At 61.6% G+C, this 15,999-nt stretch carries 14 protein-coding genes and 1 pseudogene; 10 read left to right on the top strand and 5 right to left on the bottom strand.

The window, feature by feature from the left end; translation table 11 throughout:
* Nucleotides 1-174: 174 nt before the first annotated feature.
* The 3 genes from WS68_RS09215 to WS68_RS28805 form a co-directional block, all read right to left on the bottom strand.
* Nucleotides 175-1,509, bottom strand: coding sequence for a glutamine synthetase family protein (locus WS68_RS09215; protein WP_059570505.1), 1,335 nt, complete (start codon nt 1,507-1,509; stop codon nt 175-177).
* A gap of 25 nt (nt 1,510-1,534) precedes the next feature.
* Nucleotides 1,535-2,335, bottom strand: a complete 801-nt coding sequence (locus tag WS68_RS09220; protein WP_082709909.1) for a gamma-glutamyl-gamma-aminobutyrate hydrolase family protein — start codon at nt 2,333-2,335, stop codon at nt 1,535-1,537.
* 303 nt (nt 2,336-2,638) lie between these two features.
* Nucleotides 2,639-2,863 (bottom strand): hypothetical protein, encoded by a 225-nt coding sequence (locus WS68_RS28805; protein WP_082709910.1) that lies wholly within the window; start codon nt 2,861-2,863, stop codon nt 2,639-2,641.
* A gap of 442 nt (nt 2,864-3,305) precedes the next feature.
* Between WS68_RS28805 and WS68_RS09225 the strand changes: the two genes are divergently transcribed.
* From WS68_RS09225 to WS68_RS09260, 9 genes and pseudogenes are all read left to right on the top strand, one after another.
* Nucleotides 3,306-3,875, top strand: coding sequence for a cupin domain-containing protein (locus WS68_RS09225; protein ID WP_059570506.1), 570 nt, complete (start codon nt 3,306-3,308; stop codon nt 3,873-3,875).
* A 77-nt stretch (nt 3,876-3,952) separates the two neighbouring features.
* Nucleotides 3,953-5,443: an aldehyde dehydrogenase gene (locus WS68_RS09230; protein ID WP_059570507.1), complete on the top strand. Its 1,491-nt coding sequence runs from the start codon at nt 3,953-3,955 to the stop codon at nt 5,441-5,443.
* A gap of 130 nt (nt 5,444-5,573) precedes the next feature.
* Entirely contained in the window at nt 5,574-6,536 is a 963-nt protein-coding gene (speB, locus tag WS68_RS09235; RefSeq protein ID WP_059570508.1) for an agmatinase, read from the top strand.
* Between the two features lie 416 nt (nt 6,537-6,952).
* Nucleotides 6,953-7,243 (top strand): co-chaperone GroES, encoded by a 291-nt coding sequence (gene groES / locus WS68_RS25930; RefSeq protein WP_082709911.1) that lies wholly within the window; start codon nt 6,953-6,955, stop codon nt 7,241-7,243.
* Between the two features lie 16 nt (nt 7,244-7,259).
* Nucleotides 7,260-8,900, top strand: a complete 1,641-nt coding sequence (groL, locus tag WS68_RS09245; protein WP_059570510.1) for a chaperonin GroEL — start codon at nt 7,260-7,262, stop codon at nt 8,898-8,900.
* 215 nt (nt 8,901-9,115) lie between these two features.
* Nucleotides 9,116-9,337, top strand: coding sequence for a hypothetical protein (locus WS68_RS28810; protein ID WP_082709912.1), 222 nt, complete (start codon nt 9,116-9,118; stop codon nt 9,335-9,337).
* Complete coding sequence (locus WS68_RS28815; protein WP_231752978.1) at nt 9,304-9,633, top strand: cupin domain-containing protein; 330 nt, start codon at nt 9,304-9,306, stop codon at nt 9,631-9,633. The genes WS68_RS28810 and WS68_RS28815 overlap by 34 nt, the downstream gene beginning before the upstream one ends.
* Nucleotides 9,591-10,106, top strand: a pseudogene (locus tag WS68_RS09255) (ABC transporter permease); the annotation flags it as partial. The gene WS68_RS28815 and the pseudogene WS68_RS09255, both read left to right, overlap by 43 nt.
* A gap of 428 nt (nt 10,107-10,534) precedes the next feature.
* Complete coding sequence (locus WS68_RS09260; protein WP_059570514.1) at nt 10,535-13,060, top strand: adenosylcobalamin-dependent ribonucleoside-diphosphate reductase; 2,526 nt, start codon at nt 10,535-10,537, stop codon at nt 13,058-13,060.
* 83 nt (nt 13,061-13,143) lie between these two features.
* Here the strand turns inward: WS68_RS09260 and WS68_RS09265 are convergent, their stop codons facing one another.
* A complete protein-coding gene (locus tag WS68_RS09265; protein ID WP_059570511.1) occupies nt 13,144-14,037 on the bottom strand; it encodes a LysR substrate-binding domain-containing protein in 894 nt (297 codons plus the stop codon).
* A 331-nt stretch (nt 14,038-14,368) separates the two neighbouring features.
* Between WS68_RS09265 and WS68_RS09270 the strand changes: the two genes are divergently transcribed.
* Nucleotides 14,369-14,986, top strand: a complete 618-nt coding sequence (locus WS68_RS09270; protein ID WP_059570512.1) for a hydrolase — start codon at nt 14,369-14,371, stop codon at nt 14,984-14,986.
* Nucleotides 14,987-15,016: 30 nt separating this feature from the next.
* Here WS68_RS09270 and WS68_RS09275 read toward each other — a convergent pair.
* The coding region (locus WS68_RS09275; RefSeq protein ID WP_059570515.1) for an IS481 family transposase at nt 15,017-15,999 on the bottom strand (983 nt) is incomplete at its 5' end.

Consider the following 15,999-nt stretch of genomic DNA (forward strand, 5'->3'; position numbering starts at 1 on the left):
CGGTTGAGCGCGCCCATGTCCGAGAACGGGTGCAGGTGGTGTGCGGCGTCCAGCGCGCGGTATTCGGCGCTCGTGCGTTGTTCGGCTTGGGCGTTCGCGGCGGGCCGCACCAACGCCGATTCGTTCGATTGATAACTCATCTTGACTCCTGTATCAATATGGCTGCGCGTCGGATCAGACATGCAGCAACAAATGCTTGCGTTCCCACGAACTGATCACGCGGAAAAACGCCTCGTATTCCGTTTCCTTCAACGCGAGATACGCCTTCACGAATTTCTCACCGAGCATTTCCGCGAGCGGCCCGCACGATGTCATCAGCGTCAGGCCTTCTTCCAGATTGCGTGGGAGCTGATACGGCAGGCTGTAGCCGTCGCTGACAAGCGGCTCGGTCGGTTTCAGATGCTGGGTCATGCCGAGATAACCGGCCGCGAGCGTGCCCGCGATCGCCAGATACGGATTGCAGTCGACGCCCGGGATCCGGTTCTCGATACGGCGCGACATCGGCGACGAGTGCGGAATCCGGAAACCGACGGTGCGGTTGTCGTAGCCCCACTGCACGTTGATCGGTGCGGCCATGAAGCGCGACAGCCGCCGATACGAGTTGATGTATGGCGCGAAGATTGGCATCAGCGCCGGGGTGTATTTTTGCAAGCCCGCGATATATGCGTAGAACATCTCGGTCGGACTGCCGTCGGCCGCGGTGAAGATGTTCTGGCCGGTTTCCTCGTCGACGATGCTTTGATGTACATGCATTGCCGAGCCGGGCTCGTTTTCCATCGGCTTGGCCATGAACGTCGCATACATATGATGACGCAGCGCGGCTTCACGCACCGTGCGCTTGAAGAGGAACACGCGGTCGGCAAGGTTCAGCGGATCGCCGTGCAGGAAATTGATTTCCATCTGCGCGGCGCCAACCTCGTGAATCAAGGTGTCCACTTCGAGATCTTGTACTTCGCAGTACTCGTAGATGTCCTCGAAGAGCGGGTCGAACTCGTTGACTGCCTCGATCGAATAGGATTGCCGTCCCGTTTCCGGCCGGCCGGTGCGGCCGACCGGCGGCGCAAGCGGCAGATCCGGATCTTTATTCATGTCGACCAGATAGAACTCGAGTTCCGGTGCGATCACCGGCTTCCAGCCCTTCGCCTTGTACAGTTCCAACACGCGGCGCAGCACACGGCGCGGCGAGATTTCGACGGGCGTGCCATCGAAATGCACGCAATCGTGGATCACTTGCGCGGTTGGATCGACCGCCCATGGAATCAGGCGAATGGTCGATGCGTCGGGCAAGCACACCATGTCGGGGTCGGTCACGCCGGTGAGCGTGCCGTCCTCCGGATACTCGCCGGTGACAGTCTGGATCATCACGGCTTGTGGCAGCCGCATCGATTCACCGGTTTCGAACTTGCTGCGCGGAATGATCTTGCCGCGCGCGATGCCCGCCATGTCGGGGATGATGGCTTCTACTTCAGTAATCCGATTCTTTTTCAGGAATTCGTCGATTTCGTTCATGATTGTTCTCGTTGGGTCGGCCGGCTCATGCGCAAATCGGGCGCACGGGCGGCTGGTCGGCGTCGTTGCGCATTCGGGCGAGCATCCGTTCTTGGCATGCGGCGCCGAATGCTCGGAAGATCGCGCTTGAAAGCGGATCGCCCGCGTATTTCCATTCCGGGTGCCATTGCAGGCCAAGCGCAAAAGCCGGTGCGCCGGGCACGCTGATTGCCTCGATCAATCCGTCCGGCGCCGTCGCCTCGACCGCGAGCGCGGCGCCCGGTTGGGCGATGCCCTGGCTGTGCAGCGAATTCACCTGCGCGTGGGCCACGCCGCCAGCAATGCGCTGCAACAAGCCGCCTGCCGTGAGCCGGATGGCGTGCGCGGGCCCGTACTGAGCGTCGAGCATGTCGTGCTTGTTTTCGCGGTGATCGGCAAAGCCGTCGACCGCATGAACCTGCTGGTGCAGCGTGCCGCCGAACACGACGTTCATTTCCTGAAGGCCGCGGCAGATCGCGAGCACGGGTACGCCGGCATCGACCGCCGCGCGCAGCAATGGCAGCGTCGTCGCATCGCGGGCGGGATCGTGCAGCGTGTCCGGCGCACTCGGGGGAGCGCCGTAGCGATGCGGCTCGACGTTCGAGTAGCTGCCGGTGAAGAGCAGGCCGTCGACGGCGGCAATGATGTCGTCGGCCGTTTGCCGTGTGCCGAGCGCCGGGATCAGCATTGCAACGGCATCGGCGCCATCGACGATAGCCGTGATGTATTTCTCGCCGACGACATGCGATGGATGCACGCCGATCATTGTTTTGTCGGCAGTGATTCCGATCAGTGGTTTTCTCTGCATGACTTTTACGTTCCATTCATGCCCGGATGGCGATCAACCTGACGGCAGGCGCCGGATCGCGGGCGTGACAGAGCCCCACGGCTTTGCATAGCAAGCAAAGCCGTAAATAAAGGGGGCGCGGCAGGCATGCGCAGGCGGTCGCCCGGCAGCCGCATAACGCTCGACGAAATGATTCAGGGGCTGCTGCCGGATGCGCGGTGCACCGACGTTCATCGAACGCATGCGCACCGGCGATGTGCATCCGCACGCCGATCGGGCGCGCGGCGCACGTTCGCAGCGGACCTTGTCAGAAAGTGGGAGGCGCTATGGCAATAGCGAAGCGACTTCGTCGGTATGCACGGCGATATAGGCGCGTGCGGAGACGGCGTTATGACGTCGTACCGAGCGACGGGACAGGATAGTGAAGACGGATGGAAGCAGGCGAGGAGCTGACGCGCCGCTGCTTCCGTTGGGCAGAGCGAGGTCTTGGCGCAAACGGCACGCCACTTGACTTCGATCCCACCTTACCAGAGGGCCACGGACTCTCACGATTACACTCGACTGGTGACGTTGAAAGTATTCGACGCCTCGTTCAATTGAACACCTTGGGTGTTTAATAAATCGGGGCGGCGGGGCGGCGGCATGATCGTCATCCGTCAAATGCTTCGGATACCGTCATAATGCGATCACGATGTGTGACGATGGCATGACGCTGACCTGGGAACCAGCATATACGAGCCAAAATTGGCGTCAACGTTTTTCTAAAATCTTTATGGCCGGATCTTCCCTGATATGGCACGTTTGTCTTATGCAAAAAACACGCATTTCTCGGGGCAAGCCAGGTCGTTTCGGTGTCCATTATTTCGAACGGCTTGCAGGGTTTCTACCGACGGAAAATAATCGAAAGTGATTAGAATATTCGACACGTGTGCCGTCCATCTCGGCCCGCCCCTCGGTTCCCGTTCATTACTGTCACCGATCTCTATCCATCGTGCCGGAATCTCTATCGACGTCCACTGAAGTCGCCACCCGCCTGCGCCACGTCCGCAAGAAGCATGGCTTGTCACAACGCGAGCTTGCTAAGCGCGCCGGCGTGACGAATGGCACCATCTCGCTGATCGAGCAAAACCGCGTCAGCCCTTCGGTAGGATCGCTGAAGAAATTGCTCGAGTGCATTCCGATGAGCCTGGCGGAATTTTTCACGTTCGAGGTCGATGAGGATCGTTCGGTCGTTTCGCGCCGCAACGAGATGCCGAACCTCGGCAATGGGACGATCGAGTTCTATCTGGCCGGCTCGGGCGTGAAGGACCGCAATATGTGCATCATGCGCGAGGTCTATCAGCCGCTGGCCGACACCGGCCCGGAAATGCTCACGCATGCGGGGCATGAAGGTGGCGTGGTGGTGTCCGGGCAGATCGAGCTGACCGTGGACGGCACGACCTGGCTGCTCGATCCCGGCGACAGCTACTACTTCGAAAGCCGTTTGCCGCACCGTTTTCGTAACCCCAGTGCGGATGACGTCTGTGAAGTCGTGTCGGCGAATTCGCCCCCCACGTTCTGACGGCACGCAGACGCCATTCACCGTTGCAGCGCCGAAGCGGAATCGTCGCGGCGAGTTAAACCTGATGAGGCATCCCGATGGAAAAGAAGACTTTGGCGTATTGGCAGGACAAGGCTGCGTCGCTCGCGATCGAAGGCCGAGCATTTATCGATGGCGCCTATCGCGACGCGCAGTCCGGCAAGACGTTCGATTGCGTGAGCCCGATCGATGGCCGAGTGCTTGCGAAGATCGCCGATTGCGGCGCAGCGGACGTGGATGCGGCGGTTGCCGCGGCACGCCGCGCGTTCGAAGCGCAGGTATGGGCGGGCCTGAATCCGCGTGAGCGCAAGGCGAAGCTGCTTCGCTGGGCCACGCTGATTCGCGAGCATCTGGATGAACTGGCGTTGCTCGAAACGCTCGATGCGGGCAAGCCGATCGGCGATACCACGACGGTCGACGTGCCGGGCGCCGCCTACTGCGTCGAATGGTTCGCCGAGGCGATCGACAAGATCGGGGGCGAGGTGGTGCCAGCCGATCATCATCTCGTCGGGCTTGTCACGCGCGAGCCGCTTGGCGTGATTGCCGCGGTGGTGCCGTGGAATTTTCCGATCCTGATGGCGTCATGGAAATTCGGTCCTGCGCTTGCTGCCGGCAACAGCGTCGTGCTGAAGCCTTCGGAGAAATCGCCGCTCACTGCGATCCGGCTCGCGCAGCTTGCCCACGAAGCGGGCATTCCTGCCGGCGTGTTCAACGTGCTGCCGGGCGGCGGCGAGCCCGGCAAGCTGTTGGCGTTGCATGGCGACGTCGATTGTCTCGCGTTCACCGGCTCGACCGCGGTCGGCAAGCTGATCATGCAGTACGCAGGCCAATCGAATCTGAAGCGCGTGTGGCTCGAACTCGGCGGCAAGTCGCCGAACATCGTGCTGCCCGATTGCCCGGATCTCGACCGGGCCGCGAAAGCAGCGGCCGGCGCGATCTTCTACAACATGGGTGAGATGTGTACGGCGGGCTCGCGGCTGCTCGTGCATCGCGACATCAAGGATGTGTTCGTCGAGAAACTCGCCGCGGCGGCGCGCGCGTATGCGCCGGGCAATCCGCTCGACCCGGCCGTCTCGATGGGCGCGATCGTGGATCGGGTTCAGCTCGACCGCGTGCTCAGCTATATCGACGCGGGCCGCAGCGAAGCGAAGCTGGTGTTCGGCGGCGCGCGCGTGAACGAGGCGAGCGGCGGTTTTTATATCGAGCCGACCGTGTTCGATACGACGCCCGATACGAAGATCGCGCGCGAGGAGATTTTCGGGCCGGTGCTGTCGATGATCACGTTCGATTCGCTCGACGATGCGGTGCGTATCGCGAACGACAGCGAATACGGGCTGGGCGCGGCGGTATGGACAGCGAATCTGACGACCGCGCACGAGGTGGCGCGGCGCTTGCGCGCCGGCACGATATGGGTCAATTGCTATGACGAAGGGGGCGACATGAATTTCCCGTTCGGCGGCTACAAGCAATCGGGCAACGGCCGCGACAAGTCGTTGCACGCGCTGGAGAAGTACACCGAGCTGAAGTCGACGCTCGTGCGGCTGCGCTAAAGGATTCGCAAGCCACCGCAGCGGCGCGCGTCGACGCGCCGCTGCGTTCCCAATGAATCCGACTGCCGGCTCACTCGTTGCGCGGTTTGCGCCGCGTCACCGCCGGGCCGGTTTCTCATCAGGTCATCCCATGGCTGACACACTCTATGGCGACGGCGCGATCCGTCGTTCGTCCGTCTACGGCTCGTCAATCGAAAATACTTATTCAGGCGTGCTGTCGTTCATGCGGCGCAGCTATACGCGCGAGCTGGAAGGTGCCGATGTCGTCGTATCCGGCGTGCCGCTCGATCTCGCGACGACATTCCGTTCGGGCGCGCGGCTCGGGCCGGCTGCGGTGCGCGCGGCGAGCGTGCAACTCGCGGAATTGCATCCGTATCCGTGGGGTTTCGATCCATTCGACGATCTCGCCGTGATCGATTATGGCGATTGCTGGTTCGACGCCCATAACCCGCTGTCGATCAAGCCCGCGATCGTCGAGCATGCGCAGACCATCTTGCAATCGGGTGCGACGATGCTGACGTTCGGCGGCGATCATTACATCACCTATCCATTGCTGATTGCGCATGCGCGCAAGCATGGCAAGCCTCTATCGCTGATCCATTTCGATGCGCATTGCGACACCTGGGCTGATGATCAGCCCGACAGCCTCAATCACGGCACGATGTTCTACAAGGCGGTCCGGGAAGGGCTGATCGATCCGAAGACGTCGGTACAAATCGGCATTCGCACGTGGAACGATGATTTTCTCGGCATCAACGTGCTCGATGCTGCATGGGTGCACGAGCATGGGCCGCGTGCGACGGTTGAGCGGATCGAGTCAATCGTCGGCAGCCGCCCCGCATATTTGACGTTCGATATTGATTGTCTCGATCCTGCGTTTGCGCCGGGCACGGGTACGCCCGTGGCGGGCGGATTGTCGTCCGCACAGGCACTCGCGATCGTGCGTGGGCTCGGCGGTATCGATCTGGTCGGCGCGGACGTGGTCGAAGTCGCACCCGCGTATGACCAGAGCGAGATTACCGCGCTCGCGGCCGCGCATATCGGCTGCGATCTGCTGTGTCTGTGGCGGCAGCGCAAGGTCGGCGCGCGCTAGCGCGATGGGGGACGGTGCGGCGAGACGCCGATGTGGCGGCAGACGGCCGATGATCCAATGCGATCGGCGCCGTCCTCGAACCGGCACGCGGATCGGCGTGCGATTAGTCGGTTTGCGGGCTGCGATGGTGTTTCTTGCCGCGCTGTCGGCTGTGCGGAGGGGCGGGATGTGATCTATCAGGTATCCGAACACATCCTTGCGCATGCCGTTCGAACTGATTCGACGGCCGCCAGGGCGATTCCGGTACGAATTGAGCCGGACGTCGGTCCGTCAAGCGGCGCCGGCTCCTAATGCCATTCATCGATAAGTTTTTGAAAATCCGTTATTGGAGCGATCGGCGGCACGTTTCTATACTCGACACCTGATTGGCACTCACCCAACCCGAGTGCCAACAATTTCGATAAGGAAACGTGAGAATGAGCCTACGTCCGCTACACGATCGCGTTATCGTCAAGCGACTCGATCAGGAAACCAAGACCGCCTCGGGCATCGTCATCCCGGATAGCGCGGCGGAAAAACCCGATCAGGGTGAGATCATCGCTGTTGGCCCCGGCCGGCGCGACACCGATGGCAAGCGCGTCGAGCCCGACGTGAAGGTCGGTGAGCGCGTGTTGTTCGGCAAGTATGCTGGCCAGTCCGTGAAGGTCGACGGAAACGAACTTTTGGTACTGCGCGAAGAAGACATCGTCGCAGTCGTCCATTCCTGATGGGGAGCACCGGATCATGGCAGCGAAAGAAATCATTTTTCATGACGGCGCGCGCTCGAAACTCGTTGAAGGCGTCAATCTACTGGCTAACGCGGTGAAGGTCACGCTCGGCCCGAAAGGCCGCAACGTCGTGCTCGAACGCAGTTTCGGCTCGCCCGTCGTCACGAAGGACGGCGTATCGGTCGCAAAGGAGATCGAGCTGGCCGACAAGGTGCAGAACATCGGCGCGCAACTCGTGAAGGAAGTCGCGTCGAAGACGAGCGATGCGGCCGGTGACGGTACGACCACCGCCACCGTGCTCGCGCAGGCGATCGTTCGCGAAGGGCAGAAGTACGTCGCAGCGGGGCTCAATCCGCTGGATCTGAAGCGCGGTATCGACAAGGCGGTGGCGGCTGCCGTCGAGGAGTTGAAGAAGATCAGCAAGCCGACGACGACAAGCAAGGAAATCGCGCAGGTCGCCACGATTTCGGCGAACGGCGAGGAGTCGATCGGCCAACGCATCGCCGAGGCGATCGATCGTGTCGGCAAGGAAGGCGTGATTACCGTCGAGGACGGCAAGTCGCTCGCCGACGAACTGGACGTCGTCGAAGGGCTGCAGTTCGATCGCGGCTACTTGTCGCCATATTTCATCAATAATCAGGATCGCCAATTGGCGGTACTCGACGAGCCGTACATTCTGCTGCACGACAAGAAGGTATCGAACATCCGCGATTTGCTGCCGGTGCTCGAACAAGTGGCGAAGGCAGGCCGCCCATTGCTGATCATCGCCGAGGATGTCGAGGGCGAGGCGCTCGCGACGCTGGTCGTGAACAATATCCGCGGCATTCTGAAGACCGCCGCGGTCAAGGCGCCGGGCTTCGGCGATCGCCGCAAGGCGCTGCTGGAAGACATCGCGATCCTGACGGGCGGCCAGGTGATTGCAGAGGAAACCGGCCTCACGCTGGAGAAAGCGACGCTTGCTGAGTTGGGCCGCGCAAAGCGTGTCGAAGTGGGCAAGGAAAACACGACCGTCATCGACGGCGCGGGCGAGAAGGTCAACATCGAGGCGCGAGTGAAGCAGATTCGCGTGCAGATCGACGAGGCGACGTCGGACTACGACCGTGAAAAGCTGCAAGAGCGCGTGGCGAAGCTGGCCGGCGGTGTGGCGGTGATCAAGGTCGGCGGCGCCACCGAGGTCGAAGTGAAGGAAAAGAAGGATCGTGTCGACGATGCGTTGCACGCGACTCGCGCGGCCGTCGAAGAAGGCATCGTCCCAGGCGGTGGTGTTGCGCTGATTCGCGTGAAGCAGGCGATCGCGAGTTTGACCGGCGTGAACGCGGATCAGAAAGCGGGCATCAACATCGTGCTGCGCGCGCTTGAAGAGCCGCTGCGTCAGATTGTCACGAACGCGGGCGAGGAGGCGAGCGTCGTCGTCGCGAAAGTCGCCGATGGCAAAGGCAATTTCGGCTACAACGCGGCGACGGGCGAGTATGGCGATCTCGTCGAATCGGGCGTGCTCGATCCGACCAAGGTCACGCGCACTGCGCTGCAGAACGCCGCATCGATCGCGGGGCTGTTGCTGACGACCGATGCGACTGTTCACGAAGCGCCGAAGGACGCGCCGCCCGTGCCGCCGGCGGGCGGCCCCGGCGCGGGCGGGCCGGGCTTCGACTTCTGACTTCGGTGCATCCATCGATCGCGCGAGCGCGCCGCTGGAGCGGCGGCGCGTGCGATTGGTAAACCGGGGGGCGTTTCGACGCAGCCCCCGGTTTTTATTTCCCCAGTAGTGCATAAGCGTCCAACGAAACTTTGGTTGGGCGTCTTGCGCAATGCCGCTATCGTGTTGAACTCATCAATATATTCGACTGACGGCATACGACAGGGGCGAGGCGCATGCGAACGCATACGGACAAGATTATTGATTGGCTGCTGTCGAGCCTGGACCCTGTCAGCTCGATTTTCCACGTTGGCCAGTATTGCGGCGGCGGCTGGCAAGCATCGACGGCCGGTCACGCGAAAGCGGGTTTTCACGTGATCCTGGTGGCCGCTGCTGGCTGCATTTCGCCGATGGCCGCGCAAGCGTGCCGCTTGCCCAAGGCGATGCGGCGTTTCTGATGCGAGACCTTCCACATCTGCTGACGCCGGAGGCGGCGCCGCCCGCGCGTGTGCAGCACCCGGCGCGACAGGCTGCCGCCAAGCCGATGCAGCGCTACGATTGCACCGTGCCGGATGCCGTCGGTCTTGCTTGCGGCTTCCTTGAGTTTCGCAGCGGATCGGGTGACTGGGTTGCGTTGTACTTGCCGGATTGCCTTGTGGTTCGGCGCGGCAGCGCGGCGGCCGAGCAGATTCATGCGATCGTCGGCCTGATCTCGGCATTGCGCTCGTGCTGGGCGTACCGTTTGGGCTCCTGATCGGTGCCATAAGGCAGCTCGATACGTTGCTGTCGCCGGCATTTCAGTTCCTGCGGATGATTTCGCCGCTGTCTTGGATGCCGCTCGCAGTGATGTCGTTCGGTATCGGCGAGCGCGCGATCTGCTTTCTACTTGCGTTCGCTGCGCTCTGGCCCATCCTGATGAGCACTGCCTCGGGTGTCGGTCAGCTCGACAAGCGTCGGCACCAGCTTGGTCAGAGCCTTGCCGCAACGCGCATCGAGCTGGTGTGGCATATCGTGCTGCCGGCGATCGCCGCGCCGCTGCTCAGCGGCGTGCGGCTCGCGGTCGGCGTGCTGTGGATCGTGCTGGTGCCGGCGGAGATGCTCGGTGTGAGCGCAGGTCTCGGCTATCTCGTGCTCGATACACGTGACCGGCTTGCCTATTCGGAACTGGCCGCGGTGGTCGTCGTGATCGGCGCGATCGGGTTTGTGCTCGACGCGCGCGCGCGCTGACTTGCTCCGCTGGACGAGCGCGCCAGCATGATGCGTGTGCAATATGGCGCGAACCGTGCTGCGCGCGGGGCCAGCCTGCGGGGTCTGTTGCAAGCGCCTTGCGGCGGATGGGCCAATACCCGCGCCGTTTGCCCGGTTGTTGAGCGACGACAAGCGGCCGGCCGCGCGTTGAGCGACAATATTGAAACGCCTGCGCGGTTTCCTCGCAGTTTCCTGACACACAGCGCTTGCCGCCGGTCGGGGCGCTATCGCAGTGAACCGCTTGATTGTCGAGACTCATGCGGCAGCTTCGCACGCGAGCCAATTGCGGCGGATGCTCGCGTGCGTTATGGTCGTCGAATGCGGCAGCGTGCCGCTTCGTTCACCGTGCCCCGATGACCGTCATGGTGGGCGTCATCCATTCGCAGGTGCTGCATAGAGGTGTATTCATGGCGACTATCGATGCCGGATCCCATCTCGCCCCACAGCCGTTCTCCATTGACGTGCTGCTGGAAAAATACGCGAAAGGTGACGAGCGGAGCGCGGACGACGTGTTTCGCCGCGTCGCGCGAGGCGTCGCACAGGCCGAGCCGCAGGCGCGGCGCCAGGAGATCGAGGCGCGCTTCATCGAGCATCTGCGGCAGGGTGCGCTCGGCGCGGGACGGATCATGAGCGCAGCGGGCAGTCCGATTGCGGCGACGCTGATCAACTGCTTCGTACAGCCTGTTGGTGATTGCATTCAGGGCGTCGACGAGCGCGGGCTGCCCGGCATCTATGTCGCGCTGTTGCAGGCGGCCGAGACGATGCGGCGCGGCGGCGGGGTCGGCTACAACTTTTCGGCGATCCGTCCGCGCGGTGCTTATGTGCATTCGACGGGTTCGAACGCATCGGGGCCATGCAGCTATATCGACGTGTTCGATGCGTCTTGCCGCACTGTCGAGAGTGCGGGCTCGCGGCGCGGCGCGCAAATGGCGGTGCTCGACTGCGACCATCCGGATTTGCACGAATTCATCGAAGCGAAGCATTCGAAAGGCCGCTGGAACAATTTCAATATTTCCGTCGCGGTGACCGACGCATTCATGAACGCGGTCGAGCAGGACTTGCCGTGGCAGCTCGTGCATCGTGCGGAGCCGTCGCCCGCGCTGCGCGCGGCGGGCGATCTGCGGCAGCGCGACGACGGCATGTGGGTCTATGCGGAAAAGCGCGCCCGTGCGATCTGGGACAAGATCATGCGCTCGACCTACGATATCGCCGAGCCGGGTGTCGTGTTCATCTCGAAAATGAACGACGACAACAATCTACGCGCGGTCGAAACGATTCATGCGACGAATCCGTGCGGCGAGCAGCCGTTGCCCGCCTATGGCTGCTGCAATCTCGGGCCGCTGAACCTGACACGCTTCGTTATCGAACCGTTCGCCTCGCTACGCGGTGCGACGAGCGCGTTCGATTGGAATGCGCTTGCCGAACGCACGGCCATGCAAGTGCGTTTTCTCGACGACGTCCTCGACGTGACGCTATGGCCGCTGCCCGAGCAGCGGCGCGAAGCACAGGCGAAGCGCCGCATTGGCGTGGGCTTCACGGGGCTCGGCGACGCGTTGGTGATGCTGGGTTTGCGTTACGATTCGCAGCAAGGGCGCGATTTTGCAGCACGCATCGCGCGCACGATGCGCGATGCCGCCTATCGTGCATCGGTCGAACTCGCGCGCGAGCGTGGTGCGTTTGTGCTGTTCGATGCCGGCCAGTATCTGCAAGCGGGCACGTTCGCATCACGTCTGCCCGAAGACATTCAGCAAGCGATCCACCGCGACGGTATTCGCAACAGTCACCTGCTGTCGATCGCACCGACCGGCACCGTGAGCCTCGCGTTCGCGGACAATGCGTCGAACGGCATCGAGCCGGCGTTTTCGTGGAGTTATCAGCGCACGAAGATCATGGCGGACGGCAGTCGCCAAACGTTTCCGGTAGAGGACTACGCATACCGGCTGTATCGGGAGTTGGGCGGTGACGCCGATGCGCTGCCGGACTGCTTTGTCAGCGCGTTGCAAATGTCCGCGCATGACCATCTCGAGATGATGGCTGCGGTGCAGCCGTACATCGACACGTCCATCTCAAAGACAGTCAATGTTCCGGCCGATTACCCGTTCGACGATTTCGAGAGCCTTTATTTCGATGCATGGAAGCGCGGCTTGAAGGGGCTGGCAACGTACCGGCCGAACGAGACGCTGGGGGCGGTGCTGCATACGGACGGGCCCGCGGAGGCGCTCGCCGATACGGATCTCGATCCGCTCAAGATTGCAATCGATCACCGGCCGAGGGGGGAATTGCCCGCGGTGATCGAGAAGGTCGAATATATGACGCAGTTGGGCAAGAAATCGATTTATGTGGCGGTGTCGTTTCTCGAAGTGACCGGATCGATCGGTGGCGAGGAAGTGACGATCGAACGGCCGATCGAGTTTTTCATTCCGGTGGGCCAGCGCGATGAGTCACAGCAGTGGATCACGGCGACGATGCGCTCGCTGTCGCTTGCGGCACGCGGCGGTTTCGTCGCGCGGAATTTGCAGGACATGCGCAAGGTGTCGTGGGATCGCGGGCAGGTGCGGCTCGGCGAAACACAGCGGCTCGACGGCCGGCGCATTCCGCTATGGCACGACTCGGAAGTCGCGGCACTTGCATATGCGATCCAGCAGATCCTGCATCGTCGCGGTTTTCTCGATGCGCAAGGCAATCAGGTGCCGTCGCGATTGCTTGCTCAGTTATCGCGTGACGCGGCTGCTGCTGCGCCGAAGCCGGATGTCGCCACGCCGCCGCTTCGAACCGGAGCGGACGGCAATGACGTGACAGGGCGTTTGCGCGAATCGATCGAACCACGCACGATGTTCGGCCGAAAATGCAATTCGTGCGGCGCGAATGCGGTGATTCGTAAGGATGGCTGCGATTTCTGCACGGCATGCGGCGAAATTGGCGCTTGCGGTTGAGCCGTGAGAGCGGCAAGAGAATGGTTTCGCTTGTGTCGCGTTGGCATCGACGAGGCTGACGCACGTCTTCAGGACTCCTCGTGTCAGTCTCTCTGAATATGGTCTGCCAGAAAGTCGATCAGTAAGCGTACACGGGGTAGAAGACCGCGCCGGGACGGAAATACCGCATGAATCACGCCTCCCTTGGGAGCCCAGCCCGGCAGCGCGTCGACAAGGGTGCCGTTGCGCAAGTCGTCTTCAACGACCATACATGGCAGTTGGGCGATTCCGACGCCATTGATCGCGGCATCGCGTAGCGCATGCATATCGTCGGTGATGAAACGGGGGTGATGGCGCAATTGCGCTTCCTCGCCATGCGGCCCTGCCAATTGCCATATGTGGTTTCGCGGCGGCCCCCAATCGACGCTCGCCAGGCCGGTCAATTCGTTGGGATCTGTCAGCAAGTCGCGCCCTCTCAGTAAGCCCGGAGCGGCAACCAGCCGCTGTGGACTATCCCCGAGGACTCGCATGACAAGGTTACTGTCCTCCAACGGAGGAAAGCGCACGCGCAGCGAGAGGTCGAGACCTTCGCTCAATAGGTCGACGCGGCGATTGGTGGCATCGAGGTGTACCTGCACCTTCGGGTGAATGGCCATGAAGCGCGCCAGCAGGCCACTGACGCGATACTCGAGTAGTGCTGTTGGGCAACTGACGCGCACGATGCCTTGCGGCTCGGCATGCTGACGCTCTACGATCTCGCGCGCCGCGTCCGCCTCCACCAGTACGGCGATGCAGCGTTCGTAAAACTCGCGCCCGGTTTCGGTGACAGCGAAATGACGTGTCGTTCGCTGCAGCAGCCGCACATTGTAGTGTGCCTCGAGTTCCGAGATGCGCCGGCTCAGTGTCGACTTTGGTACGCCCAGCACCCGCCCGGCCTGAGTGAATCCACCATGCTCGACCACTTTCGCGAAGTAATAGAGGTCGTTTAGATCGTCCATGATTGTTCCATTTATAGAACACTGATGGCATTTGACGGTAATGGGCGTCAAATTGTTCCAGGAATAGGATATTGAGCAATGCGATCAGCTCTGTTCCGGGAGCACTGAATCGGCCTGGACAGATCGCTGGTGATCGAGCGCAACGCGGCGGTGTGCGCGGCGCGTTGCCGGGTTACTCGAGCCTGGTGTTTTTGCTTCCCGCGCTGCCGCAATTGGATATTTGCGGCAGTCAGGGGGAAAAAACCGCACGGTTTCCTCTCTGTCGCATACGAGCCATGCATTGATAATTTGGACTATTTATCAATTTTTTACACTGTTTCTGGAGGCTACCATGGCAAGCGAACCGATTCGCGATCCGGCGGATGACCCTCTGCTCACGCCGAAAAATGCGGCATTTATCATCATTGATTATCAGCCGGTCCAAGTGAATTCCATCGCGTCGATGGATCGCCAACTCCTGGTCAACAACATTGTGGGGGCTGCGAACGCTGCCGTTGCTTATAAACTGCCGATCATCCATTCAACGGTTAATGTGAAGACCGGCCTTAACAAGCCGCCTATCCCGCAACTACGTGCCGTGCTGGGCGATTACCCGACTTACGATCGCACGAGCATTAACTCGTGGGAAGACGTCGAATTTCGCGAGGCCGTCGAGGCAACGGGGCGCAAAAAATTGATCATAACTGCGCTGTGGACAGAAGCCTGTCTAACGTTTCCGGCGCTCGATGCGCTGAAGGCAGGCTATGAGGTATTCGTCGTCGCCGACGCGGTCGGCGGCACATCTGTTGCGGCGCATGAAGCCGCATTGCGTCGTATCGAACAGGCGGGCGGCAAGCTTATCAGCGTTGCCCAACTGTTCTGTGAGCTGCAACGCGACTGGGCGCGCAACGAAACCGTACCGGCATTCAGTTCGCATACGATAAGATGTATTAGCCGGGACTTGATCTGACAGGTAGTCGGGCCGACAAAGTACGAGTCGTCAATGGGGGATGAGTTTCTCCTTGGCGAGATCGAGCGAATCGAGGAAAGTGCGCATCGGCGTCTTGCCGTAACACCAGCGCCCCTGATGCTCTCGTTCATTGTTGTACTGGTCGAGCCACGCATCAAGGTCCGTCTGCAAGGTGGCGATCGAGTCGTAGATCTTCTTGCGGAAGACGATGCGATAGAACTCGTTGAGCATGGTCTTGTGCAGCCGTTCGACGATCCCGTTGGTTTGCGGCGACTTGGCCTTTGTTCGGGTGTGGTCGATGTCCTCCAAGGCCAGATACAGCTCGTATTCGTGATGCTCGGGGTTGCCGCAGTATTCGGTGCCGCGGTCTGTCAGCACGCGTAGCAGCGGAATGCCGAAGCCGTCGAAGAACGGGACAACGCGATCGTTGAGCAGGTCCGCCGCCGGCAAGGGTGTCTTGCGATCGTAGAGCTTGGCGAACGCAACCTTCGAGTAGGTATCGACGAAAGTTTGCTGGTAGACACGTCCGACGCCCTTGAGGCTGCCGACATAGAACGTATCCTGCGCGCCGCAGTAGCCCGGACATTCGGACTCGAATTCGCCGTGCACTTCCTTCTCGTGCTTGGCTCGTTCGAGCGCGACGAGCTGCGCCTCGGTCAGCACCAACCCCTCCTGGGCGGACTTGGCTTCCAAGGCCTTCAGGCGCTTCGGCATGGTCTCCAGATCGTGGCGCAACCAGATGCTACGGACGCCTTGGGGCGAGACGGACAGAGCATGCCGTTTGAGGACCTCGTTGGCGATACGCACCTGACCGTAGGCTGGCAATTCGAGGGCCAGTTCGACAACGGCGGCCTCGACCTGCGGATCCACGCGGTTCTTGAGCAGCGGCCGGTGGTGGGAAATCTCCTGCAGCGCAGCTTCACCGCCTCGATCGTACAGTTCCTTAAATCGGTAGAAGCTGTCGCGCGAGTAACCCATCACGCGACAGGCCTGGCTGACGTTGCCGAGCTGCC

It is taken from the genome of Burkholderia sp. TSV86, assembly GCF_001522865.1.
Taxonomy (GTDB): Bacteria; Pseudomonadota; Gammaproteobacteria; order Burkholderiales; family Burkholderiaceae; genus Burkholderia.